Here is a 22,990-nt window from a genome sequence, read left to right as displayed (position 1 = left end):
TCAATCGTCCTGCACTTCACGCTGCGCGCCAGAGGCAGACTGGACCCGAACGCCGATGTGGCGCTCCCAAAGGTCCGGCCTGCGTAACCGTGTATCGTCTTCCGAACGGCGTTTCCGCCATTCCGCGATTTTCGCATGATCCCCCGATCGCAGCACTTCAGGGATCGTGCGCCCTTCCCACTCAGCAGGTCGGGTATAGTGCGGGTATTCAAGGAGGCCGTTCTCGAACGACTCCTCATGCCCGCTAGAAGCCGCGCCCATTACGCCGGGAAGCAGCCGAATGCAAGCGTCCAGCAGCATCAACGCGGCACATTCCCCGCCGGACAGCACGATGTCTCCGACCGAGACTTCTTCGACCTCGCGGCCTTCGAAAATCCGCTCGTCAAAACCCTCGAACCGGCCGCAGAGGACCGTCACGCCCGGCCCCTCGGCAAGCTCCCGCACCCGCTCCTGCGTCAGAGGCTTGCCGCGCGGCGTCATGGCGATCACCGGGCAGCCGGGGTGCGCTTGTCGCGCATGGTCGATGGCCTTTGCCAGCACATCCACCCTGAGCACCATCCCTGCCCCGCCCCTGCCGGCGTGTCGTCGACGGTCTTGTGCCGATCGATGGCAAAGTCCCGGATCTGCACCGCCTCCATCGCCCACGTCCCGTCGCGCAACGCCCGCCCGGCAAGGCTGACGCCCAATGGGCCGGGGAACATTTCGGGGTAAAGGGTGAGGACTGTCGCGGCGAAGGTCATTTGAATACATCCATGTCTGGCGCACCAGAGCGACCGCGCCTGACGACAGTAACCGTAACGAAGGCCAATATCGCCCAGCCAACGAAGATTGCCGCGAGCAATCCGAGCATTGCCAGTCCCGCAGCCATCGCCATGCCGCAAGCATCGACGCCGCAATTGTCAGCGGGCGTGGTCATGGCATTGATGATCACGAACAGGCACGGAACCGCCCCGATTGCGGGGATCGGCCCTGACGCCCACAATACGACTTTACGCTTGGACCAATCGGGCCTGAATCGCGCAAAGCTCCAGGCGAGCGCAAATGGCATGGCCAGCCCGAGCATCAAGAACAACAGCGCCAGCATCAATCCGACCAATTCTCAACCACCAACCCCGGCACATCCGCAAAGTCCTTCGCGTTGGCCGTCACCACCGTTAGGCCGAGCGAAATGGCATGGGCCGCAATCAGCCGGTCATAACTGGCCCGCTTGAACGGAATCTTCGCGTAAGCCCTTGCCGCCTTCTCATCAAAAGCCAGAACCGGCACCTCTTCGAGAAAGATTTCCAAAATCTTGGCCGGAGGTGGCTTGCCCTGTTCAGTGCCGAGGGCGACTTCCGCAAGAACAATCGACGACATGACAATGTCGCCCTCGTCTGCCTCGGCCATTCGTGCACGGAAGACGGGATCGTCACCCTCGATGGCCACGATCACTGCATTGGTATCGAGCATGTATTTCAAGCGGGATCGCCATCTTCAGTTGGCCCGGGCCAGCCATGCTTCGCGCGCCATTCGGCATCATCCCAAACGCGCGGGCTATCCTCGAACACCCGATCTTCCGGCTCGATCCGCTTCAAGCCAGAACCCCGTCCGATGCCCCAGACCTTCTCGATATTGAACTTGCGCTTCGCCTTGGGCTTGGGGTGAAGGATCAGATCGCCGTCCTTCTCCTCGATCACCCACTCGCGATCAGGCTCCACACCCAAGGCCGCCGGAATGCGGATGGCAACCGAGTTTCCCGATTTGAAGCTCTTGGCAGTATGCTCGATGCCCATCACGGCCTCCGTATATACGCGATGTATATACTACTCCGCCCAGCCCGCCTCAATCACAATCCGCTCCTCAGTCCATTCCGGAACCGCTTGCGGCTTCATCGGCACCATAAACTTCTTACCGTCGGCCTTGCGGATCTCGATCACGTCGCCCGCGCCGAAGTTCTCGACCGCGACGCATTCGCCCAGCGCCTCGCCCTCGGTCGAGATGGCAGGCAGGCCGATCAAGTCGGCATGGTAATATTCGTCATCAGGCAATGCCGGCATTTCCGAGCGCCGCACGGTCAGCGCCGTTCCGCGCAGCTTCTCCGCCGCGGTGCGATCGGGCACTTCGGCGAAGCGGGCAATCGCGCCGCCCTTGCCGTCGTCCTTCAGCTTTACCACGGTCAGCGCGGAGTCGTTGAAGGCGCGGTAACGCTTGAGCGCCACCACGCCTTCACCGAACAGCTTCAAACGGACCTCGCCCGCCACTCCATGCGCGCCGGTGATGGCGGCGAGCGTGACGGGCCCGTCGCGCAAGATCAGGCCTCAGCCTGCTCTTCAGCAGCCGGAGCTTCCTCGGCCGGCGCAGCCGATGCAGCAGCAGCGGCTTCAGCAGCTTCACGAGCCTTCTCGGCCTTTTCCTCGGCGCGCTCCTGCGCCTTCTTGCCGGGGACGCCAGCCTGCGGGTTGTTGGTGGGCTTGCGCTCCTTGATGCCGGCCTTGTCGAGCATGCGGGCAACGCGGTCGGTCGGCTGGGCGCCAACGCCGATCCAGTAACGCACGCGGTCTTCAACCAGACGCACGCGGTTCTCGTCGTCCTTGGCCAGCAGCGGGTTGTAGGTGCCGACCTGCTCGAGGTACTTGCCGTCACGCGGGGCGCGGCTGTTGGAAACGACGATCTTGTAGTACGGGCGCTTCTTCGAACCACCGCGCGAAAGACGCATAGAAACGGACATCTGGATTACCTTTCAATCAAACTGGAAAAACGGAAAAACGCGAAATCACTTCTTCTTGAGCAGGTCGCCGAGATTGCCCGGCAAGCCGCCCGAACCCAAACCGGGCAGGCCGCCGCCACCCAGACCACCGAGACCACCGGCCCCCATCTGCTGGTCCAGCCCCGGCATCGCGGCGCCAAGGCCACCCTTGCCGAACAGCGCGCCCAAGCCCTTGAGACCGCCCATCTTCTTGATCTGCTTCATGGCCTTGGCCATTTCCTGGTGCATCTTCAGAAGCTTGTTGACGTCCTGCACTTGCGTGCCGGAGCCCTTTGCCACGCGGATCTTGCGCTTGGCGTTGAGCAGTTCGGGGCGCTCGCGCTCCTTCGGCGTCATCGAACCGATGATCGCGTCCATGCGCAGCAGCACCTTGTCGTCCATGCCGGACTGCGCCATCGCCGCCTTGGCCTTCTTCATGCCCGGCATCATGCCCGCCAATACGCCAAGGCCGCCCATGTTCTGCATCTGCCGCAGCTGGGTGCGCAGGTCGTTCATGTCAAACTGACCCTTGGCCATGCGCTGGGCGAGCTTCTCGGCGTCTTCTGCCTGGATCGTCGCCGCCGCCTTCTCGACGATGGAAACGATGTCGCCCATGCCGAGGATACGGCCAGCGACGCGCTCCGGGTGGAACGGCTCGATCGCATCCAGCTTTTCGCCGGTCGCGGCAAACTTGATCGGCTTGCCGGTGACGGCGCGCATCGAAAGCGCCGCACCACCGCGCGCATCACCGTCCATGCGGGTGAGGATCACGCCGGTAAGGTCAACCTCGCCCGAGAACGACTGCGCGACGTTGACTGCGTCCTGACCGGTCAGCGAGTCGACAACAAGCAGCGTTTCCTTCGGCACCGAGACGGCGGCAACCGCCTTCATCTCGTCCATCAGCGCCTGATCGACGTGGAGACGGCCTGCCGTATCGAGCAGCAGCACGTCCACCGCCTGCAGCTTGGCCGCATTCACCGCGCGGGTGGCAATGTCGACCGGCTGCTGGCCGGTGATGATCGGCAGCGTGGCAACGCCCGCCTGCTCGCCCAGCACGCGAAGCTGCTCCTGCGCCGCCGGACGGTTGACGTCCAGCGAGGCCATCAGGACCTTCTTGCCCTGCTTTTCCTTGAGCAGCTTGCCGATCTTGGCGGTGCTGGTGGTCTTGCCCGAACCCTGCAGGCCGACCATCATGATCACGACCGGCGGCGCGGCATTCAGATCAAGCTCGGCGGTGCCGCCGCCAAGCATCTCGACCAGCGCATCGTTGACGATCTTGACGACCTGCTGGCCGGGCGTGACCGACTTCAGGACCGACTGGCCGACGGCCTGCTCTGAAACCTGATCGACGAAGCGGCGGACAACGGGAAGCGCAACGTCGGCCTCGAGCAGCGCGATGCGCACTTCGCGCATGGCGGCAAGGACGTCTTCCTCACGCAGCGCGCCGCGGCCGCGCAGGCGATCGAATACGCCTCCAAGCCGGTCTGAAAGACTGTCGAACACGCGCAATTCCCATCATCATGCCCTTGATCGGGGACCACTTTCGCGTAACGCGAAAAACGCCGGTGGGCGAAACCTCGCCGACCAGCGTGTGGCATCCTGAACAGGGGCCGTTGTCGAATCCGCAAGACGCCATGGCGCTCGCAGGCCCGCCCCTTAACTCCGCTTTGCCCGCAAGGCAAGCAGCTTGCTCCGACGTCCACCCACTGCTCCCGTCCCTGGCGCTGCCGCTGACCGGTACCGGACATAGTTCTTAACCAAAATTTCAGGACGTTCCCTTAGCTTTGGCCCTGACGGTATCGAACCGCAGGACATGCGGCAAAGGTGAGAGCGGGGGCATGGCGACAACGCCGATCAAGTTCGAGAAACGGGATATTGCCCCGGATGCTGGCAGCAGGGCGCCCACCGACCGGCGGGAACACGATATCGTGGGTCTCGGTGTCATCATTGCAGCCGTCCTGCTCTTTGTGGCCAACGGCTCGTCCGTACTGCGCGACTTCCTGCATTCACTGGCCACGGGCGCGAGACCGCAGGAGCCGATGCTCGGAACTGCCCTGGTCCTCAACATCGCCCTCCTGCTGTTCGGTTGGCGCCGCTACGTCGATCTCACCCGCGAAGTCGGCCAGCGCCGTATCGCCGAGGAAGTGGCCCACAAGCTGGCCCATACTGACGCGCTGACCGGCTGCCTCAACCGCCGGAGCATTGGCCCTGCTCTTCAGGACATGATCCGCGCCGCCCGGGTCACCGGCCACGAGGTCGTGGCGATGATGATGGACCTCGACAACTTCAAGAAGTCGAACGACGCCCATGGTCATCAGGCAGGCGATGCCGTGCTGCTGCAGACCGCCGAGCGGATTCGGGCACTGCTGCCTGAAAAATCGATCATGGCGCGCCTTGGTGGTGACGAGTTCGCCTTTGCCACGATCTACGATCCGGACCACGTCGAAGCCATCGACCGCCTGATGCTCCGCCTGAACACTTCGATCGCCCGCCCCGTGGAGATCGATGGACTCGCGCTCGAAGTGACCGCCTCGATCGGCCTTGCCAACACGAGTCCTGCTGACACGAGCGACGCCGCCGCCTTGGCGGAACTGCTGATCCACCGCGCAGACCTGGCCATGTATCAGGCCAAGAAAGCCGGCCGGAACCGCTACTACTGGTTCGAGCAGAACATGGAGAGCGAGTTGCGCTTCCGCAGCGAGCTGGAGCGCGGCATCCGCGAAGGAATCCCGCGCGGCGAATTCGTGCCCTATTACGAAAAGCAGGTCGATCTCGACTCTGGCGAACTGACCGGCTTCGAAATGCTTGCCCGCTGGAAGAGCCCCAAGCACGGCCTGCTTTCGCCCGAACTGTTCATTCCCATCGCCGAGGAAATCGGCCTGATCTCCGAACTGTCGGAAAGCCTGATCCGCCAGGCACTGCGCGATGCGCGCGAGTGGGATCCGCGGCTCACTCTCTCGGTCAACATCTCGCCACTGCAGTTGCGCGATCCGTGGTTTGCCCAGAAGCTGCTCAAGCTGCTGGTCGAAGCCAACTTCCCGCCGCACCGGCTCGACATCGAAATTACCGAGACCTGCCTGCACGAGAACGTCGGCGTCGTGCGCACCCTGATCACCAGCCTCAAGAATCAGGGCATCCGCATCAGCCTCGACGATTTCGGCACCGGTTATTCGTCACTGGCGCAGCTGCGCACCCTGCCCTTCGACCGGATCAAGATCGACCGCTTCTTCGTCTCGACGCTCGGCAAGAGCAAGGACAGTGGCACGATCATCGAGGCGATCTCCTCGCTCGGCAAGGGAATGGACCTGCCGATCACTGCCGAAGGCATCGAAAGTCCCGAAGTGCTGGACGAACTGCGCAAATACGGTTCGTTCAAGGGCCAGGGCTACCTTTACGGTCAGCCGGCAGATGCGGACGAAGTCCGTGCCCTGCTGGCCAGCAGCAACCTTCTGCCCAGCGTTGTCGTCCCCTCGCCCAGCGAACCGCTCGAACTTCCGCGAGCGGCGACGGCCTGATTTTCGGCGAAATGATTGCCACGAGGCGCGGCAATCCCTAAGTCGCGCGCCATGCGCATTCCCTTCCGCAAGATGCATGGCCTCGGCAACGATTTCGTGGTGATCGACGCGCGCGAGACGCCGGTGGCGATGACCACGCGCCGCGCCGCCGCGCTGGCCGACCGCCGCACCGGCATCGGCTGCGATCAGCTCATCGTGCTCGAACCATCGCAGGTCGCCGACGTGCGCATGCGCATCTTCAACAACGACGGCGGCGAGGTCGAGGCTTGCGGGAACGCCAGTCGCGCTGTTGGACTTCTGCTCGGGGCACGAACGCGATCGAGACCCTGGGTGGGCTGATCCGCTCCGAGGCGGGCGAGGATGGCGTCACCGTCGACATGGGCCTGCCCCGCTTTGGCTGGCAGGACATACCCCTGAGTTATGCCATGGATACCCTTGAGTTGCCGCTTGGCTGGGAAGAGTTGGAAAATCCCGTCGGCGTCAATGTCGGCAACCCCCATGCGGTGTTCTTCGTGCCCGATGCCGATGCGGTAGAGCTGGAAAGACTGGGCCCAGTCATTGAAAACGATGCGGTTTTCCCCGAGCGCGTGAACGTCAATGTCGCAAGCGTGGTCGGCCCGGACCACCTCAAGCTGCGCGTGTGGGAGCGCGGTGCCGGCCTGACCCGCGCCTGCGGCACCGGCGCCTGCGCGACGGCCGTTGCGGCGATGCGCCGCAAACTGACCGGCCGCAAGGTCCGCGTCGACCTGCCCGGCGGCCCCCTCACCATCGCCTGGCCCGAAGGCGGCTCGATCGAGATGACAGGTCCCGCCGCGCTGAGCTTCGAAGGCTCCTTCGAGGACGCTGACTTCCCCGCATGAGCGGACAGGTCGTCTCCCTCGGCTGCCGCCTCAACATTGCCGAAAGCGAGGCGATCAGCGGGTTTCTGGACGGCGGGCCGCCGACCGTGGTCGTCAACTCCTGCGCCGTCACCGCTGAAGCCGTACGCCAGTCGCGCCGGGCGGTGCGCAGGCTGCGGAAGGAAAACCCCGAAGCACGGCTTGTGGTCACGGGCTGCGCCGCCACGATCGAGCAGAACGCATTCGCCGCCATGGCCGAGGTCGATGCGGTGGTGCCCAATGCCGACAAGCTAAAGCCCGAACTCTGGACCGCTGCCCCCGTTTCCACCGCCCATTTCGCAAAGGGCAAGCACACCCGCGCCTTCGTGCCGGTGCAGAACGGCTGCGATCACGCCTGCACCTTCTGCATCATCCCGCAGGGCCGGGGGACCAGCGTTTCGTTCGAGACCAGGCAAGTCATCGAGGCAATTGCACGGCATGAAGGCGTGAATGAGGTCGTGCTGACCGGCGTCGATGTCACTTCGTGGGGCGCGGACCTGGCCGCAAGCCCACGGCTTGGCGATCTTGTCGCTGCGATCCTTGGCGCTTTCCCCGCACTGCCCCGCCTGCGCCTGTCCTCGCTCGACGGCGTGGAGATCGATCCGCTACTGTTCGACCTGATCACGCAGGAGCCGCGGGTGATGCCGCATGTCCATCTCTCGCTGCAATCCGGCAACGACATGGTGCTCAAGCGGATGAAGCGGCGGCACTCGCGCCGGGACGTGATCGATCTGGTGCAGCGTATGAAGAAGCGGCGCCCGGGCCTTGCGATCGGTGCCGACCTTATCGCCGGTTTCCCGACCGAAACGCCCGAGATGCACGCCGACAACGTCTCGATCGTGCGCGAATGCGCGGTCGTCCACGGTCACGTCTTCCCCTACTCCCCGCGTCCCGGCACGCCCGCAGCGCGGATGCCGCAAGTCGATCCGATGCTCGTCAAGGAACGAGCGGCCGAGGTGCGGGCCGAAGTGGCAAAGCAACGCCGGGATTGGCTGCGATCTCTGCTCGGCATGCCTGCGCAAGTCCTTGCCGAGCGCGACGGAACCGGCCATGCGGGACACTTTGCGACCTACCGCGTTCCGGAAGGTACTCCTGTCGGGAGCCTCGTCACGGTAACGCCGACCAAGATTGTTGAAGGAATACTGGAATGAGTCCGGAACCTGCCAGCGCAAGCTGGTCCGACCGCATCCTCGGCGGATTCCGCAAGACGTCCGAGCGGCTTGCCGAAAATCTCGGCGGCATCGTCGGCAGCAGCCGCCTCAGCGATGCGCAGCTCGATGACATCGAAGACGCGCTGATTCTGTCCGACCTCGGCCCGCGCGCCGCTGCCCGCATCCGCGAACGCCTGAAAGGTGCCCGGTTCGAGAATGGCGTGGACGAACAGGGTCTGAAGGAGGCCGTGGCCGAGGAGATTGCCGCGATCCTGCGCCCGGTGGCCAAGCCGCTGGAGATCGTGGCCTTTCCGCGCCCGCAAGTGATCCTCGTCATCGGTGTCAACGGATCGGGCAAGACAACCACCATCGCCAAGCTTGCCCACCTGTTCCAGGAGCAGGACTATGGCGTGATGCTGGCGGCCGGCGACACTTTCCGTGCTGCCGCCATCGGCCAGCTCAAGGTCTGGGCCGATCGGCTCGGCGTGCCCATCGTCACCGGCCCCGAGGGCGGCGACCCGGCTGCTATCGTGTTCGATGCGGTAAAGACTGCCACCGACACCGGCATCGACACGCTGATCGTGGATACCGCCGGTCGCCTCCAGAACAAGCGCGAGCTGATGGACGAGCTGGCAAAGGTGCGCCGCGTGCTCGGCCGCCTCAATCCCGAAGCCCCGCACGACGTGGTGCTGGTGCTCGACGCCACCAACGGACAAAATGCGCTGCAGCAGATCGAGATCTTCAAGGAAGTGGCGGGCGTGACCGGCCTGATCATGACCAAGCTCGACGGAACCGCGCGCGGGGGCGTGCTGGTGGCGGCGGCCGAGCAATATGGCCTGCCGATCCACGCGATCGGCGTGGGCGAGAAGATCGACGATCTGCGCCCGTTCGATCCCGACCTTGTTGCCAAGGTCATCGCAGGAGTGTTCCGGTGAGCGAGACGCAGAAGAAGCCCAAATCATCATGGGTGAACCTGCTGGTCGATTACGGCCCGCTGCTCGTGTTCTTCCTCGCCTACCGCTACTTCAAGCGCGACGGCGGGGACGCCGGACTTGCCGAGGTGGTGGCAGTTACCAAAGGCACCGCGGCCTTCATGGTCGCAACGGTCGTGGCGTTGATCGTCTCGAAGCTGCGGCTCGGCAAGATTTCGCCGATGCTGTGGCTGTCGACAGTGCTGATACTCGGGTTCGGGACCTTGACCGTCCTGCTGGGCGATCCCTTCTGGATCCAGGTCAAGCCAACGGCGATCTACCTGCTTTTTGCCGGCGTGCTGTTTGCGGGTCTTGCCAAAGGCAAAGCCATGCTGCGCTACCTGCTTGAGGCCGCATTCGACGGGCTGAACGAGGAAGGCTGGCTGAAGCTTTCGCGGAACTGGGCGTTCTTCTTCCTGTTCCTTGCCGCGCTGAACGAAGTCCTGCGCTATTTCTTCAACACGGCGAACGGCAATTTCGAGATCTGGCTGCAGGCCAAGCTCTGGGGCGTCACCACGCTGTCGTTCCTGTTCACTTTCGCGCAGATCCCGATGCTGATGAAGCATGGGCTGGCGATGGACGAGCAGACCGAGGTGGAACAGAACCCTCCGCACGATTGAGGCGCACCTGCGCTTCCCCAAGGGGCTGGAACCCCATCCCTAATTTTGTGTGACATTTGCGGCACGCTGCCTAATATGCGCGGCAACCGTGGGGGCATGGTCGTGCTCCTGCCATATGACGGTTGCACATAGGGGAAATCACATGGCCAAGTTCTTTGGCAATCTTCATCTCGTTCTTGTCGTCGGTCTTGTCGCTGCCATCGCGGTGATGGTGGGCTACGGCGCATCCGCCCCGGTTGACACCAACTCGGTGTTCCGCTGGCTCCATGCCTTCTTCGGGATCCTGTGGATCGGCCTGCTCTATTACCTGAACTTCGTGCAGGTTCCGACCATGCCGAAGATCCCCGCCGAGCAGAAAGGCGCGATCACCGGCCACATCGCACCGAAGGTGTTCTTCTTCTTCCGTTATGCCGCGCTGCTGACCGTGGTCACCGGCCTCGTCATCGCGTTCGTCAACGGCTATGGCCATCAGGCATTGTCTTTCTCGGGCGAAGGCAACGTCAACATGATCGGGCTTGGCATGTGGCTGGCGCTGATCATGGCATTCAACGTGTGGTTCATCATCTGGCCCGCCCAGAAGAAGATCCTCGGGATCGTCGAAGCCTCGGCCGAGGAAAAGGCTGCTGCAGCACCCCGCGCTCTCGCCGCAAGCCGCACCAACCTGCTGCTGTCGCTGCCGATGCTGTACTGCATGGTGAGCGCGAACCTGGGCTGATCATCCCGGCCTTGATACACTGGAACAGGGGCGCGGCATCATCGGTTGCCGCGCCCTTTTTCTGCGACGGGATATTAAATCGTGTTCATGCGTTGCCCCCTCAACCCGCACTGCGGGTGCGAACACCAAGGGGAGTAATTCACCACATGCGCAAGTTCACGATCCTCGCTGCCGCCGCGGCGACCGCCCTGACGCTTTCCGCCTGCTCGGAAAAGACCCAGGAAGCTGCCGAGACGACAGCGGAATCGGCAGGCAATGACGTTGCCAATGCTGCCGACAACGCAGCTGCCGCTACCGACGAGCTGGGTGACAAGGCTGCTGCCGCCGTCGACAACGCCGCCGCAAAGACCGACGAAATGGCCGACAAGGCAGCTGCGGCTACCAAGCAGGAAGCCGCCGAAGCCGAAGCCAGCCTTCACAATGAATCGGTGGCGGAAGCCAAGAAGGACTGATCCGATCTCCCGGGGCGGCACTGCCGCTCCGGGCATCGACGTGATTGGAGGTCAGCTTGTGAAAAGACCGGCAAGCTTTTCGATGAGATGAGCCGATACATAAGGCTTGCTGAGAATTGGCCGATCATTGAACGGCGGATCGACAGACCCATAGCCCGTGGCAATGATGAAGGGCACTTCGCGCGCGGCAAGTGCTTCTGCCAGAGACGAGCCGGATTCCCCGGCAAGGTTCCAATCGAGGACCGCTGCATCGATGCCGCCTGCAGCGATCGCCTCCAGGCCCTCGCTCACCCTGCCGACAGGCCCCAATGGCACTGCGCCGTGATCTTCCAAGGCATCGCACAACATGGCGGCGACTATGAACTCGTCTTCAACAACCAGTATGCGTTTGCCGTCAATCATCGTGCGTCCCAGGAGTTGGCCGGACATGCGGCACCGCGATACGGCATCGTAACCCGGCCTCATTATAGTCCAGATCAACCCGGCCACCAAGCTGGCGGGGTATCGCTTCGGTCAAGAGGCGCGAGCCGAAACCCCTGCGTTCCGGCACATTCACCGCAGGGCCACCACTCTCCACCCAATCTATTACAACCATTTCGGATTCATCGACTGCCCAACGCACCGTCACTCGGCCGGTCAGGCCTGACAGCGCGCCGTATTTCATCGCGTTGGTGGCCAGTTCATGCAGGACCATCACCAGCGAAACTGTGGCATTCGCCGGCATGACCACATCCGGCCCCGACACGTCGAGCCGCATGTCATCTGCCCTGCAGATCAGCAGCCCGTGGTTGACAATGTCGGCGAGGTGCGCTCCCGCCCAGTTGGTCCGGCTCAGGGCGTCATGGGCGCCGGACAGAGCGGCGAGCCTGTTGCTGAATGTGCCGATCCGACCATCGGCAGCACCTCCCCCGCGAAAGGTCTGGTGGGCCATCGCCTGCACCACCATCAGCGTGTTCTTGACGCGATGGTTCAATTCATCAACGAGCAGCTTCAGTTGCTCTTCCAGTTGCTTGCGCTCGGTAATGTCGATGCCGGTCGATTGGGCAACCGACCACTCGCCTGCATCGTCGAATTCAAGGGCGTGATTGCGCCACAGCATCCACCGGGTCCCACCCGCCGCTTCGAAACGGTTTTCGATGGTCAGTTCCGGATGCGCAGGAGTCAGATTGCGCAACATGGCGCGGACATGGTTCTGGTCCTCTCCGGTGACGAAATCCCAAAGGTTTCTGCCCGTCAACTCATGCGGCTCGCGCGCGAGGGTGGCCGCGTAAGCTCGGTTGACGAACAGGATCAGCCCGTCAGACCGAAAACGGCAGACAGTTTCGAGCTGAGCATCGAGAATTTCGCGCAGTAACGCGCTATCGGACATGCGGGCGCCCCTGTTGCCACAATGGGCCAGAAGTAACGGAATTCTGACGAATTCCAATATCCTTAGCTGGAAACCGGATGAACCGAAGCGGACCGGTCAGATCTTCAGCTGGCTACCGAGTTCGACAACGCGGTTGGTGGGAAGCCGGAAGAACTCCATGGCACTTGCCGCGTTGCGCAGCATCCAGGCAAACAGCTTCTCTCGCCACAGCGCCATGCCGGGCTTGTCCGAAGGAATCAGGGTCTGGCGTGACAGGAAGAAGCTGGTCTTCATCATGTTGAACGGCTCGCCGCACATGCTCACGCCCTTCAATGCGCCGGGCACGTCGGTTTCCTCTAGGAAGCCGAAACGCAGGGTCAGGCGGTAAAAGCCATTGCCGAAGTCCTTGACGGCGTAGCGTTCGCCCTCATCCATGTAAGGCACGTCTTCGATCGAGACGGTGAGGATCACGACGCGCTCGTGCAGCACCTTGTTGTGCTTGATGTTGTGCAACAGTGCCGAAGGAACGCCAGCGGCGGTCGAGGCCATGAAGATTGCCGTGCCGGATACCCGGGCCGCGCTCGAATGCGCGGACTTGGTAAAGACCTCGAGCGGGATCGTGCCTTCGGCCATGTTCTCCCGCATCAGGGCACGCCCGCGTGACCAAGTTGTCAGCAAGGTGAAGATGGCAATGCCCATTACCAGCGGCACCCAGCCACCGTCAGGGATCTTGGTCATGTTGGCGCCAAGGTATGCCCCGTCGATTGCGAAGAACAGGGCCAGCATGGCGACGGCCGCAGGGGCCTTCCAATGCCACAGCTTGAACAGCACGACCGCCAGCAGGAAGTTGTCGATCAACATCGCCCCGGTCACCGCGATGCCATAGGCGGCGGTAAGGTTGGACGAGCGCTGGAACACCAGCACCAGCAGGATCACCGCGATCATCAGCGCCCAGTTGATCACCGGGATGTAGATCTGGCCGGCTGCGGTCGAGGTGTGCTTGATCGTCATGCGCGGGATGAAACCAAGCTGGATTGCCTGCTGCGTCACCGAGAATGCGCCGGAGATGACCGCCTGCGAAGCAATCACTGCAGCGCATGAGGCGATGAACAGCAGCGGCCATTGGAACCACTCTGGCGCAAGGTAATAGAACGGGCTTTCGAGCGCGGCCGGATTGCGGATCAGCAACGATGCCTGGCCGAGATAGTTGAGCACCAGCGCCGGCAGGACGAAGACCAGCCACGACATGCGGATCGGGCTTCGGCCGAAGTGGCCCATGTCAGCGTAAAGCGCCTCAGCGCCGGTCACCGCGAGCACGGCGGCGCCCATCGCGAGGAAACCTCGCCATGGGTCGGAGATGAACATGGTGACCGCGTGGTGCGGACTGAGCGCGGTGATGACCTGGGGGTATTCGGCGATGCTGAGGCTGCCGAGCACTGCAATGGTGCCGAAATAGACCAGCATGATCGGCCCGAAGAACGCGGCAACCTTTTCGGTCCCGCGGCTCTGGATGAAGAACAGGCCGATTAGGATACCGACGACCAGCGGCACGATCAGGGGATGCATGTCAGGCCGGTAAACTGCGACGCCTTCGATCGCGCCCATCACCGAGACCGCCGGGGTGATCATCGAGTCACCATAGAACAGCGCGGTGGCAAACACGCCGAGCAGGATGATCCCTTGCCCCAGCGCTTGCCATCCGTGTGCTGGTTGATCAGCGCAAGCAGCGCGAGGCTGCCGCCTTCACCCTTGTTGTCGGCGCGCATGATGATCGAGACGTACTTGAACGTCACAATGATCATCATCGACCAGAACATCAGGCTGATGATGCCGTAGATGTGCAGCAGGTCCAGCGGGAGCTTGTGGTGCCCTGCAAACGTGTCGCGCAGAGCGTAAAGCGGGCTGGTGCCGATGTCGCCGAATACGACGCCGATCGCGCCGACAGCAAGCTTCGTCAGGGAGCCGTGCGAGTGCCCTGCATGGCCGTGGCCGGCGTTGTGCGCAGGCGCGCCCCCACTGGCATGTTCGGCATTGCTGACAGCATTACTCATGGCAACAGTGCCCCGGGCTCACAGCCTCGATCGCAACCACCAGAAGGGCGGTGCGGCGCGGCGCTTTAGCACTGCCCCAATGCACCCGCAATGGGCTGGAAAACGGCCGCGCGCGAGGATAACGAACGGCATATGCAGCCGTTCCGAACGCCATTTTTCTGCTTTTTATTCAGCAGCTTGGTTGGAGGCGCCAGCTTCTGGAGAGGGTACCGGAACCGGCGCCCCCGCGGTCACCGCGCTGGAGCTTGCCGCCAGCATCGAGTCGATCCGCTGGATTCGTTCTGACAGATCCGCGCGATAGGGAGCGTCTGCGGGAGAACGCCGGAGCAGCTCTGCCCACATCGCGCGAGCATCGGCTAGCCTGCCGGACTGGGCGAGTGCCAGACCCATGAAGAACGGGGGCCGGGATGATCCGGCGCAATCGCTGCCGCTTTCTGGAACGCGAATTGCGCCGCCGGCGTGATGATCCCATCACTGTGGCCCACCAAGGCGTTACCGAGCGAAACCCACAGGTCAGCATCCTGGGGGAACTGCTGCGTTCCCTTGCGCAGCACTTCCGCCGCGGCGCCGTATTGCCCCTGCCGGGCAAGTCCGTCGGCCAGGATCATCCAGCTCTGCCCTTGCGCGAACTGGTCGCCCATCTGCTGGCGTTGCTTGACCAGAGCCTCGTCCGCAGCGCGCTTGTTCTCGATCGGCGCCTTGGGCGCACCGGGCGTGCCAGGGTGCCCTTGCAGCGCATAACCCGCAATCCCGACGAGCAATGCCGCGCCTGACAGCTCCCAACCGGCACGCGGCATCTTCAACACAAAAGCCAGCAGCGCGAAAACTATCGCTGCAACCAGCACGATCAGGATCCAGGTCATTCGCCGCCCTCCGGCTTTGCGCCTTTGCGGAAACGGCCGCGCAGCAAGATCGCCGCAAGCAGCAGGATGACCAGCGGAGCCGCAAACAGCGGCCACATGATCGGCTTGTTCTGCGGCGCATAGCTGACGTAATCGCCATAGCGCTCAACGAGCCAGGCGCGAATGGCCTCGGGATCCTCGCCGGCCTTGATGCGGGTGCGGACTTGATGCCGCATGTCGCCAGCCATCGGCGCATCGGAATCCGAAATGGCCTGGCTCTGGCACTTGAGACAGCGCAGCGTCTCCATCAATCGCTGTGCCTTGGCCTCTTGCGCCGGGTCTTCAAGCTGCTTGTAGGCATAAGGTGCGGGAGGCAGTTGATCCTGAGCGAAGAGCGGCTGAGCCGCCAGCAAAGCCATGATCGGGAAGAAAAGGCGCTTCACGATTGCGCCTCCTTCAGCTTTTCAAGAATGAGCGGCACATCCTCGGGACGGATCTCGCCAATGTGCTGATACCGGATCACCCCTTTGGCATCGATCACAAAAGTCTCTGGTACGCCGGACGAGCCAATGGCGAGCTGCACTTCCGAGAGATCGTCCTTGCCGATGCGGGCGAAGGGATTGCCGTTTCTCGCAAGAAAGTCCTCAAGGTCCTGCTTGCGATCACGCAAGGCAACACCGTCGATCTCGATGCCCTGCTGACGCAGCGCTTCCAATTGCGGCGCTTCGACCGCGCAAGGAATACACCAGCTCGCAAAGACATTCAGCAGCCTTGGCTTGCCCTTCATCTCGGCCGTGTTCAGCCCGGGCCTGTCGTCGGTTGCTGCCGCGAGATTGAACTGCGGCAGTGGCTTGCCGATGAAGGTGCTTGCCACTTCGCGGTCAGCCGGGCGGACTAGGCCCCAGATCACAAGGGCGAAGAATGCGCCGAACAGGATCAGCGGGAGCCAGATGGCCAATCCGGAGCGCTTGGGCGCGGGCTCGGTCACTTGAGTTGCTCCTGCTGCGACTTGCGCCAGGCGATCTTGCCTTCGGCCCGCAAGCGCCGGATATCGTGGGCGACGCGGCCAATCAACGCGAGCAGGCCGCCAAATGCCACGAGAAGGCCACCCAGCCAGAGCAGCGGCACGAAGGGCTTCCACCAGAAGCGCATTTGCCAGCGGCCGTCTTCACCCTCGTTGCCCAGAACCGCATAGAGCTGGCCGTTCCAGCGCGTATGTAGCGCGGATTCGGTGCGCTCGCCCGGCGGCGAGGTAAAAGTGCGCGCCTGCGGGTGCAGCGTTACAGGATTGCCGCCCTTGTAGGACGCGCTGACGGTAGCCTCCAGCGCGGTCCAGTTCGGCCCGGCCACCGGCTCGACGCTTTCCAGCTTGAGCGAGATCGGCCCCACAGCCTGCGTATCGCCGACGTTCATGGCGGCGAGGCGCTCGGTGGAAAATGCGCTTTCGGCCGCCGCGCCAAGCAGGGCCACGGCAATGCCGAAGTGCCCGAAGACCATGCCATAGACCGCAAGAGGGGTGCGGCGCAGATTGCGGCCACGCAGCGGTAACCAGCTCGCTACGGCGAGCCCTATGCCCACGGCGATGCCCAGCATCGGCAGCACGCGAATGCCCGGCGCCATCACTGCTACAGCCAGCAGCACCACTGCCGCCAGCAATGCAGGTACGGCAACGGCAGCGGTGATCCGCCCCGGCTTGTCCTTGCGCCAGCGCAGCAACGGTCCGACCGCCATGACCATCATCATCGGGATCGCAAAGATCGCCGAAACCGGGTTGAAGTACGGCGGCCCGACCGAAACCTTGGCTCCGAACGCCTCGGTCAGCAGCGGGTACAGCGTGCCCAGAAGCACGATGCCGAGAATGCCGCAGAGCATCACGTTGTTGAACACCAGGCTGGATTCGCGGCTGAAGACACTGAAGCGTTCCCCCTCAGTCACGGTCGAGGCGCGAATGCCGAACAGCGCCAGCGCGCCGCCAATGTAGATTGCCAGCAAGGCGAGGATGAACGATCCGCGCTCCGGATCAACGGCGAAGGCATGAACCGAGGTGAGAATGCCAGAGCGGACGAGGAACGTACCCACCATCGACATCGAGAAGGCAATCACCCCGAGCATGACCGTCCACGCGCGCAGAGCGTTGCGGCTTGCCAGCACCGAAGCCGAATGCAGGAGCGCCGTCGCCGCCAGCCACGGCATAAGCGAAGCGTTCTCGACCGGATCCCAGAACCACCAGCCGCCCCAGCCGAGCGTGTAGTACGCCCAGTAGGAGCCGGCGGTGATGCCCACCGTCAGGAAGATCCACGCGCCCAGCACCCAAGGCCGCATTGCCCGGGCGAAAGCGGGACCAACGTCGCGCGTGATCAGCGCACCAATTGCGAAGCTGAAGGCGACCGACAGACCGACATAACCGACGTAAAGCGTCGGCGGATGGAACGCGAGGCCGATGTCCTGCAGCAGCGGGTTGAGCCCTGCCCCTTCCGGTGCTGGTTCGGGCAAACGCTCGAAAGGGTTCGAGGACAAGAGCAGGAAGGCGTAGAAGCCAAGGCTGACGAAGGCTTGCCCGGCGAGCGTAGCCAGAAGCGTTTCCTCGCGAAGGCGCTGCTCGACCAAGGCTACGATGCCGCCCGAAACCGCCATGATCGTCACCCACAGCAGCATCGAGCCTTCGTGGTTGCCCCAGGTACCGGCCAGCTTGAAGATGAACGGCTTCATCGAGTGGCTGTTCTCGGCAACGAGCTTCACCGAAAGATCAGTCTCGAGAAACAGGTCGATCAGGCAGAGGAAAGACACCGCAACCAGTGCTCCCTGCATCACGGCAAGCGGCCGAACCACGCCGGCCAGCACCTTGCCGCCCGGCCGGAGCGCCGAGAAACCGGCGAACAGTTGCAGCACGGCAAGCGCTGCCGCCATCCACAATACGGCAAGACCGAGTTCTGCGATCATTTGGTTTCGGCCACCACTTCCTTGGCCTGTGCGGCGGTCATGTCGCCCATCTGGCGGGGAACATACTTCTCGTCATGCTTGGCGAGAAGATTGTCGGCTACGAAGGTCTGACCCTCCATGCGCCCCTCGGCGACGACGCCCGATCCCTCGACGAAGAGGTCCGGGGTGATGCCGGTATAGCGGACCGGCACGCGGGCCTTGCCGTCGCCGACGATGAAATCGATCGTCACGCCGTCGGCCTGTGTCTTGAGCGAGCCCTTCTCGACCATGCCGCCGAGGCGGATGGCGCGGCCCTGCTCCGGCTTGTCCTTCACGAGATCGCTTGGCACATAGAAGTAGCTGGCCTGGTTGGACAGGGCATAGGCGGCAAGCAGGCCTGCCCCGATCAGCGCAGCAAGTGCGATGACCAGGAGGACGAGCCGCTGGTGCTTGGGCTTGATGCCGCCGGTTGAATTGGTGCTCACTTGCCTCTCACCTTGTCACGACGGCGTTCCGCCCGGACCATCGCCACCAGCGTCCAGCCGACCAGCACCAGCGTGCCGATCACGCCGATCGCCAGGGCTGCCGCCACGTAATCCCACTGCTGAAGACCTTCGCGCATCGTAAGCTTACGCCATCGCTTTCCGGCGCAGACGCGCCTCGGCCTGAATTTCGGCCAGAAGAGTGCGCATCCGCGCAAGAACCACGCCGCCGAACACCAAGCTGAAACCCAGCGCGGCAATGAGCAGCGGCCAGAGGAATGTTCCGTCGATGGCCGACTTGCCCGCGGTAATCGAAGGGGTTGATGCAGGCTGTTCCACCACACCACCGAGCGGTTGATGATCGGGACGTTGATGGCGCCGACCAGACCGAAGATTGCCGTGATACGGCTGCCGCCGCCGCCGCCGGCCATGTCCCGCTGCGCAGCGCCGGACAGAGCGATGTAGCCGAAGTACAGGAACAGCAGGACGAGGAAACTGGTCAGACGTCCATCCCAGACCCACCACGTGCCCCAGGTCGGCCTCGCCCAGATCGAGCCGGTCGCGAGGCAGATCGCCGTGAACGTCGCACCGGGAACAGCCGCCGCACGTCCGGCGATGGCCGCCAGCGGATGCCGCCAGACCAGTTCGACAAGGCTTGCAATCGCAATGGTCGACCACCCGGCCATGCCTAGCCACGCTGCGGGGACATGGATGAACAGGATCCGCACGGTGTCGCCCATCAGGCGATCGGGTGGCACGACAATCACGCCGTAGAGTACCGCGCCCATCGACAGGAGCAGGCCGGACACCAGAAACAACGGCATCATCCAGCGGGCAAGGCGCAGGAAACGGGCGGGATTGGCAAATCCGTGCATGGGCGCGGGAATCTGATCCTTCTCCCGGCGACCCCCGCCGCCGGTCCGTCATCGCTCTGCCACTTGCCGCGCCACGGGGCAAGCGCAATGGCGCCGAGCCGTACCAAAAGGCGATACGACAGGGCGAAAATGCCTTTGATGTCAGGAGAGAATGGGGCGACCGATGGGGTTCGAACCCACGACCTCCGGTACCACAAACCGGCGCTCTAACCAACTGAGCTACGGTCGCCACATTGCTGCGCAGGTTTGCTCTGCGCGGGGTGGCCCCTTTGCAGAAAGGCGCGACAAAGGGAAGCGGAAATTTGAAGGCGGCAAAGATTCAGCGGCTGAACCTGTCACCCCAGGTGCGAAAGGCGATGCGTGGCGGGTTCACGCCGACATCGATCAAGGCCTGCTCTTCCACGCTGGCCGAATCGACCTTCACAGTCTGCGTAAGCAGCAACCATCGGCTACGCACCTGCAACTGGTTGAGCGGAACGCCAACGCCCTCCCCTCCTGCGCCACGCAAGGCCTCGTCGGCATTTTTCCAGCCGAGCGCAGGCCGTGACGCCAACAAGGCGCGGGCGCGCTGCGCCGGAATGGCCTGCGGCGCGATCATCGTCAGCAGAAGGGACTGATCCGGCCGCAAGGTGTTGACGTTGATCGGTGACAAGTCCGCCCCGGGCAAGGCGCAAAGCCAAGGGCGCAGGCGCTCATAGAACTGCGGCGTCATCCCACGCACCGCACGAATCTCGCTGACATCGCTGATCAACCGGCCCGCGGTTCGGTATGGAACGGCCTGGCCCTGATAGCTGTCGTCCTCGGCCCCATTTGGCGCCGGTGCATTGTCAGTGTCGATCCAATCGGCAATCGAATCGCTGATGATGGCGGCTTCTGCTTCGGGAATGGCCAGCCCCTTCATCAATGCTCGCATCTGGTTCAGCCCAACCAGCCTGAGGCGCAGTGCGCCTTGGGCATCAGCTTCGACGAGGGAGTTGAGATTGAAACAGTTCCCCGCATCGTCAACGCGCGCCATCACGGTGCCACGCGGCAAGGGCAGCGGAAAGTCCCGACCGAGCAGACCGTTGCGATCTACCGTCCGGTCCTGCGAGGTTTCGACCAAAGACTTGATCCGCGCCATCGCCAGCGTTTCGGCGCTTGTCGCATAGAGCCGCGCCTGCGTCATCGCCTGGCCATTGGCGGCAAGGCGCGTGGCGAGATTGAGACGGTCGAGCATCAACGCGGCAATGACCGCCATCACCGCAACCAGCAGCAAGACGGAGAGCAAGGCCGCACCCCGCTCGCGAGGGTCATCCGGCCTCACTGATAGTTAACCCCGACAAGCGAAACCACGCGTAATGGCGGCACGCCCTTCTGCGGGATCAGCAGTTCGATCGCCACGGGCAGTTCGGTCGACAGTTGCGGGTCCCAGCGATCACGCCAATTGCCGTCCTTCGCCCGAAAGCGCACCGTAGGCGGCGCATAGAGGGCGAGAACATCCGCTCCGGCTTCCGCCGCCGAACCATCAGGAAAAGGATAGCCGGCCCGAACCAGTGCCTTTGCGGTGATCCGATACTCCACCTTCTGCAGGCCGGGGCGCGGTGCGCCATCGACATTGTCCCAGCCGCTCCGGGTAAAACGGATCATCACGCCATCGGTGTTGGCTTCGAAGGCCGGGTGGCTCGTGCCGGAAGCGTCACGCGAAGGGCGCGGCACCGCCTGCGCCAGATCGGCCGTCCACACCGCAAGGAAACGCCGCTGGCTGGCAATGCTTTCCGTCTTGTCCCGGCTCGACAGCTCAGCATCCACCGAGAACCGCAGCAGTCCGAGTGCACCGACCGCAATTACCGCGAACAGGGCCAGTGCAATCAGCATCTCGACCAGGGTGAAGCCGTTGGGCGAAGGTTGCTGCCTCACGCGCCGGGCAGCCTGGTGAAATCGAGAGTGAAGGACTGGCTCTGCGCGCCCGGAGTTGTCTCGCGGACCGACAGGACAATGCCCAAGACGCCATAATTTGGGCGCATCTCGACGGTGCGGGTCCATTGGAAGCGGCGCCCCGCATTCTCGACGGTGCCCGAAGCCGATCCGACCGGCGGCGGCGCTGGATCGGTCAGAATCTCGGCCGCCATGTTCTGCGCCACGATTTCCCGAAGCAGCCGCTGATCCAGATCTGCCGTGCGCGAAATGCTCGCGCCCTCCATCTGCAGCAAGGCAAGCGCCGCGATGGCGAACACCGCAAGCGCCACGAGCAGTTCGAGCAAGGTAAAGCCGTTACGCTCAGCCGCCATCGACGATCACGCTCCCATCGCGACGCAGGTGGATTGAAAGCGCCGCTTCAGCACGCTGCAGACGGATCAGGGCTTCGCTGCTGGCAAGCCCCAGGGAATCGAAGACGATGCGTTGCCGTTGGCCGTCCACGATCGTCTCGGGATTCCACCCGGTGAGCTCGAAGCCCCGGCCCGGCAATGGCTGCCAACGCCCCTCGCGGCGCCCTTCGAAGTAGTAACCCTTCTCACTCACTACCAGTGATACAGGTCGCGCGCCGACGATGGCCTCATCCCGCGCCGCGAGCGTTCGCGCTGCAAAGCGCTCGGCCTCGTCACGCAGCTTGCGCCCATCGCCGGGGATCGTCAGCACTGCCGCCGTCGCCAGGAGCCCCATGACCAGCAGGACAACCATCATCTCGACCAGCGAGAAACCGTTGCGGGCAGTAAGAGAGCGACTCTGACGGGGCACGATATCTCGCATGCGGCAGGAACGTGACGGTTTTACGACCAAGTGACCAGAGGCTTCAAGTTGCAGTCTGCCGCCTCGTTGGAGTAGGTAACAGGCGATGTCGCTCGCCAACGAAGCTTCCGCCGACCGCCTGCTGACCTTGCCGGGCATGATGCGCGTGCCAACGCCCAGACTCGAGATGTTCATGCTGCGCGGGTTTCTGAACGATCAGGAATGCGCTTCGCTGGTCGCTCGCATCGATCGTGACCGTCGGCCTTCCACTATCGCGGACGCAAACGGTGACCACTACTTCCGGACAAGCGAGACCTGCGATCTGCCGATGCAGGAGCCGGAGATCGTTGCCTTGGACGAAAAGATCTCGGCAATCGCCGGAATTGATCGACAGTTCGGCGAGCCCATTCAGGGTCAGCGCTATGAACCCGGGCAGGAATTCAAATCGCACACGGATTACTTTGATCCGCATGGAGCGGATTTTCAGCGCTACTGCAACATAGCCGGGCAGCGCACCTGGACCTTCATGGTCTATCTCAATGACGTCGAGGCGGGCGGTGCAACGCGGTTCAAGGTGATCGACAAGATCATTCAGCCCGAAAAGGGCAAGCTGGTGTGCTGGAACAACCGTCGTCCCGACGGTTCGGTAAACCCGGCCACGCTTCATCATGCCATGAAGGTTCGCAAGGGCCTTAAGTACGTGATCACCAAATGGTATCGCGAACGTCCCTGGACCTGAC

25 protein-coding genes, 1 tRNA gene and 4 pseudogenes are annotated in these 22,990 nt (G+C 63.2%); 8 read left to right on the top strand and 22 right to left on the bottom strand.

Features of this window, described 5'->3' with window-relative positions; translation table 11 throughout:
• The 7 genes and pseudogenes from trmD to ffh all read right to left on the bottom strand — a co-directional run bounded on the left by trmD (window position 1) and on the right by ffh (window position 4,228).
• Window positions 1-740: pseudogene (gene trmD, locus C7W88_RS10510) on the bottom strand (tRNA (guanosine(37)-N1)-methyltransferase TrmD).
• Window positions 737-1,084 carry a hypothetical protein gene (locus tag C7W88_RS10505; RefSeq protein WP_118073490.1) on the bottom strand — a complete coding sequence of 116 codons (348 nt, stop codon included), beginning with the start codon at window positions 1,082-1,084 and terminating at the stop codon, window positions 737-739. Before C7W88_RS10505 ends, trmD begins: the two are co-directional and overlap by 4 nt.
• On the bottom strand, window positions 1,084-1,449 hold the full coding sequence (locus tag C7W88_RS10500) for a type II toxin-antitoxin system VapC family toxin (protein ID WP_370073236.1): 366 nt from the start codon (window positions 1,447-1,449) through the stop codon (window positions 1,084-1,086). Before C7W88_RS10500 ends, C7W88_RS10505 begins: the two co-directional genes overlap by 1 nt.
• 5 nt (window positions 1,450-1,454) lie before the next feature.
• Complete coding sequence (locus C7W88_RS10495) at window positions 1,455-1,772, bottom strand: hypothetical protein (RefSeq protein WP_205525163.1); 318 nt, start codon at window positions 1,770-1,772, stop codon at window positions 1,455-1,457.
• Between the two features lie 30 nt (window positions 1,773-1,802).
• Window positions 1,803-2,288 (bottom strand): ribosome maturation factor RimM, encoded by a 486-nt coding sequence (gene rimM, locus C7W88_RS10490; RefSeq protein WP_205525162.1) that lies wholly within the window; start codon window positions 2,286-2,288, stop codon window positions 1,803-1,805.
• Window positions 2,289-2,290: 2 nt separating this feature from the next.
• Window positions 2,291-2,707: a 30S ribosomal protein S16 gene (rpsP, locus tag C7W88_RS10485; protein ID WP_118073487.1), complete on the bottom strand. Its 417-nt coding sequence runs from the start codon at window positions 2,705-2,707 to the stop codon at window positions 2,291-2,293.
• Between the two features lie 45 nt (window positions 2,708-2,752).
• Complete coding sequence (ffh, locus tag C7W88_RS10480; RefSeq protein WP_118073486.1) at window positions 2,753-4,228, bottom strand: signal recognition particle protein; 1,476 nt, start codon at window positions 4,226-4,228, stop codon at window positions 2,753-2,755.
• Between the two features lie 335 nt (window positions 4,229-4,563).
• On the opposite strand from ffh, the gene C7W88_RS10475 reads away from it, so the two are divergent.
• From C7W88_RS10475 to C7W88_RS10445, 7 genes and pseudogenes are all read left to right on the top strand, one after another.
• Window positions 4,564-6,240: a bifunctional diguanylate cyclase/phosphodiesterase gene (locus C7W88_RS10475; protein WP_118073485.1), complete on the top strand. Its 1,677-nt coding sequence runs from the start codon at window positions 4,564-4,566 to the stop codon at window positions 6,238-6,240.
• A gap of 51 nt (window positions 6,241-6,291) precedes the next feature.
• Window positions 6,292-7,100: pseudogene (gene dapF / locus C7W88_RS10470) on the top strand (diaminopimelate epimerase).
• Complete coding sequence (locus tag C7W88_RS10465; RefSeq protein WP_118073484.1) at window positions 7,097-8,269, top strand: MiaB/RimO family radical SAM methylthiotransferase; 1,173 nt, start codon at window positions 7,097-7,099, stop codon at window positions 8,267-8,269. The pseudogene dapF and the gene C7W88_RS10465 overlap by 4 nt, the downstream one beginning before the upstream one ends.
• Complete coding sequence (ftsY, locus tag C7W88_RS10460) at window positions 8,266-9,204, top strand: signal recognition particle-docking protein FtsY (protein WP_118073483.1); 939 nt, start codon at window positions 8,266-8,268, stop codon at window positions 9,202-9,204. The genes C7W88_RS10465 and ftsY overlap by 4 nt, the downstream gene beginning before the upstream one ends.
• Window positions 9,201-9,860, top strand: a complete 660-nt coding sequence (locus tag C7W88_RS10455) for an inner membrane-spanning protein YciB (RefSeq protein WP_118073482.1) — start codon at window positions 9,201-9,203, stop codon at window positions 9,858-9,860. Before ftsY ends, C7W88_RS10455 begins: the two co-directional genes overlap by 4 nt.
• Before the next feature lie 142 nt (window positions 9,861-10,002).
• On the top strand, window positions 10,003-10,575 hold the full coding sequence (locus tag C7W88_RS10450; RefSeq protein ID WP_118073481.1) for a urate hydroxylase PuuD: 573 nt from the start codon (window positions 10,003-10,005) through the stop codon (window positions 10,573-10,575).
• A 146-nt stretch (window positions 10,576-10,721) separates the two neighbouring features.
• Window positions 10,722-11,027, top strand: coding sequence for a hypothetical protein (locus C7W88_RS10445; protein ID WP_062343423.1), 306 nt, complete (start codon window positions 10,722-10,724; stop codon window positions 11,025-11,027).
• Between the two features lie 51 nt (window positions 11,028-11,078).
• On the opposite strand, the gene C7W88_RS10440 is transcribed toward C7W88_RS10445, so the two are convergent.
• The 15 genes and pseudogenes from C7W88_RS10440 to C7W88_RS10375 all read right to left on the bottom strand — a co-directional run bounded on the left by C7W88_RS10440 (window position 11,079) and on the right by C7W88_RS10375 (window position 22,259).
• Window positions 11,079-11,456, bottom strand: coding sequence for a response regulator (locus C7W88_RS10440; protein ID WP_240344536.1), 378 nt, complete (start codon window positions 11,454-11,456; stop codon window positions 11,079-11,081).
• Window positions 11,422-12,396 (bottom strand): sensor histidine kinase, encoded by a 975-nt coding sequence (locus C7W88_RS10435; protein ID WP_118073480.1) that lies wholly within the window; start codon window positions 12,394-12,396, stop codon window positions 11,422-11,424. Before C7W88_RS10435 ends, C7W88_RS10440 begins: the two co-directional genes overlap by 35 nt.
• A 96-nt stretch (window positions 12,397-12,492) precedes the next feature.
• A pseudogene (locus C7W88_RS10430) lies at window positions 12,493-14,426 on the bottom strand (potassium transporter Kup).
• Between the two features lie 356 nt (window positions 14,427-14,782).
• Window positions 14,783-15,289 carry a tetratricopeptide repeat protein gene (locus C7W88_RS10425; protein ID WP_240344535.1) on the bottom strand — a complete coding sequence of 169 codons (507 nt, stop codon included), beginning with the start codon at window positions 15,287-15,289 and terminating at the stop codon, window positions 14,783-14,785.
• A complete protein-coding gene (locus C7W88_RS10420) occupies window positions 15,286-15,687 on the bottom strand; it encodes a cytochrome c-type biogenesis protein (protein WP_118074709.1) in 402 nt (133 codons plus the stop codon). Before C7W88_RS10420 ends, C7W88_RS10425 begins: the two co-directional genes overlap by 4 nt.
• Before the next feature lie 20 nt (window positions 15,688-15,707).
• Window positions 15,708-16,256, bottom strand: a complete 549-nt coding sequence (locus C7W88_RS10415) for a DsbE family thiol:disulfide interchange protein (protein WP_118073479.1) — start codon at window positions 16,254-16,256, stop codon at window positions 15,708-15,710.
• Window positions 16,253-18,208, bottom strand: coding sequence for a heme lyase CcmF/NrfE family subunit (locus tag C7W88_RS10410; RefSeq protein WP_118073478.1), 1,956 nt, complete (start codon window positions 18,206-18,208; stop codon window positions 16,253-16,255). The genes C7W88_RS10415 and C7W88_RS10410 overlap by 4 nt, the downstream gene beginning before the upstream one ends.
• Complete coding sequence (ccmE, locus tag C7W88_RS10405; RefSeq protein WP_118073477.1) at window positions 18,205-18,672, bottom strand: cytochrome c maturation protein CcmE; 468 nt, start codon at window positions 18,670-18,672, stop codon at window positions 18,205-18,207. Before ccmE ends, C7W88_RS10410 begins: the two co-directional genes overlap by 4 nt.
• On the bottom strand, window positions 18,669-18,809 hold the full coding sequence (locus C7W88_RS24720) for a hypothetical protein (RefSeq protein WP_162895998.1): 141 nt from the start codon (window positions 18,807-18,809) through the stop codon (window positions 18,669-18,671). Before C7W88_RS24720 ends, ccmE begins: the two co-directional genes overlap by 4 nt.
• A 7-nt stretch (window positions 18,810-18,816) precedes the next feature.
• Window positions 18,817-19,544 (bottom strand): annotated as a pseudogene (gene ccmC, locus C7W88_RS10400) (heme ABC transporter permease CcmC).
• 152 nt (window positions 19,545-19,696) lie between these two features.
• A tRNA-His gene (locus C7W88_RS10395) sits at window positions 19,697-19,773 on the bottom strand.
• Between the two features lie 90 nt (window positions 19,774-19,863).
• Window positions 19,864-20,847, bottom strand: coding sequence for a type II secretion system minor pseudopilin GspK (gene gspK / locus C7W88_RS10390; RefSeq protein WP_118073476.1), 984 nt, complete (start codon window positions 20,845-20,847; stop codon window positions 19,864-19,866).
• The gene (gspJ, locus tag C7W88_RS10385; protein WP_162895996.1) at window positions 20,844-21,440 is read right to left on the bottom strand and encodes a type II secretion system minor pseudopilin GspJ; all 597 of its coding nucleotides are present in this window, start codon (window positions 21,438-21,440) and stop codon (window positions 20,844-20,846) included. Before gspJ ends, gspK begins: the two co-directional genes overlap by 4 nt.
• The gene (gene gspI, locus C7W88_RS10380) at window positions 21,437-21,811 is read right to left on the bottom strand and encodes a type II secretion system minor pseudopilin GspI (protein ID WP_118073474.1); all 375 of its coding nucleotides are present in this window, start codon (window positions 21,809-21,811) and stop codon (window positions 21,437-21,439) included. The genes gspJ and gspI overlap by 4 nt, the downstream gene beginning before the upstream one ends.
• A complete protein-coding gene (locus C7W88_RS10375) occupies window positions 21,801-22,259 on the bottom strand; it encodes a GspH/FimT family pseudopilin (protein ID WP_162895995.1) in 459 nt (152 codons plus the stop codon). Before C7W88_RS10375 ends, gspI begins: the two co-directional genes overlap by 11 nt.
• A gap of 97 nt (window positions 22,260-22,356) precedes the next feature.
• Here C7W88_RS10375 and C7W88_RS10370 point away from each other — a divergent pair, with 97 nt between their 5' ends.
• Window positions 22,357-22,989 (top strand): 2OG-Fe(II) oxygenase, encoded by a 633-nt coding sequence (locus C7W88_RS10370; RefSeq protein WP_118073473.1) that lies wholly within the window; start codon window positions 22,357-22,359, stop codon window positions 22,987-22,989.
• Window position 22,990: the final 1 nt, after the last annotated feature.

Origin of the sequence: Novosphingobium sp. THN1 (assembly GCF_003454795.1) — a bacterium.
Lineage (GTDB): Bacteria > Pseudomonadota > Alphaproteobacteria > Sphingomonadales > Sphingomonadaceae > Novosphingobium.
Note: the sequence above shows the minus strand (reverse complement) of the source record. Positions and strands in the feature narration are given on the sequence as shown.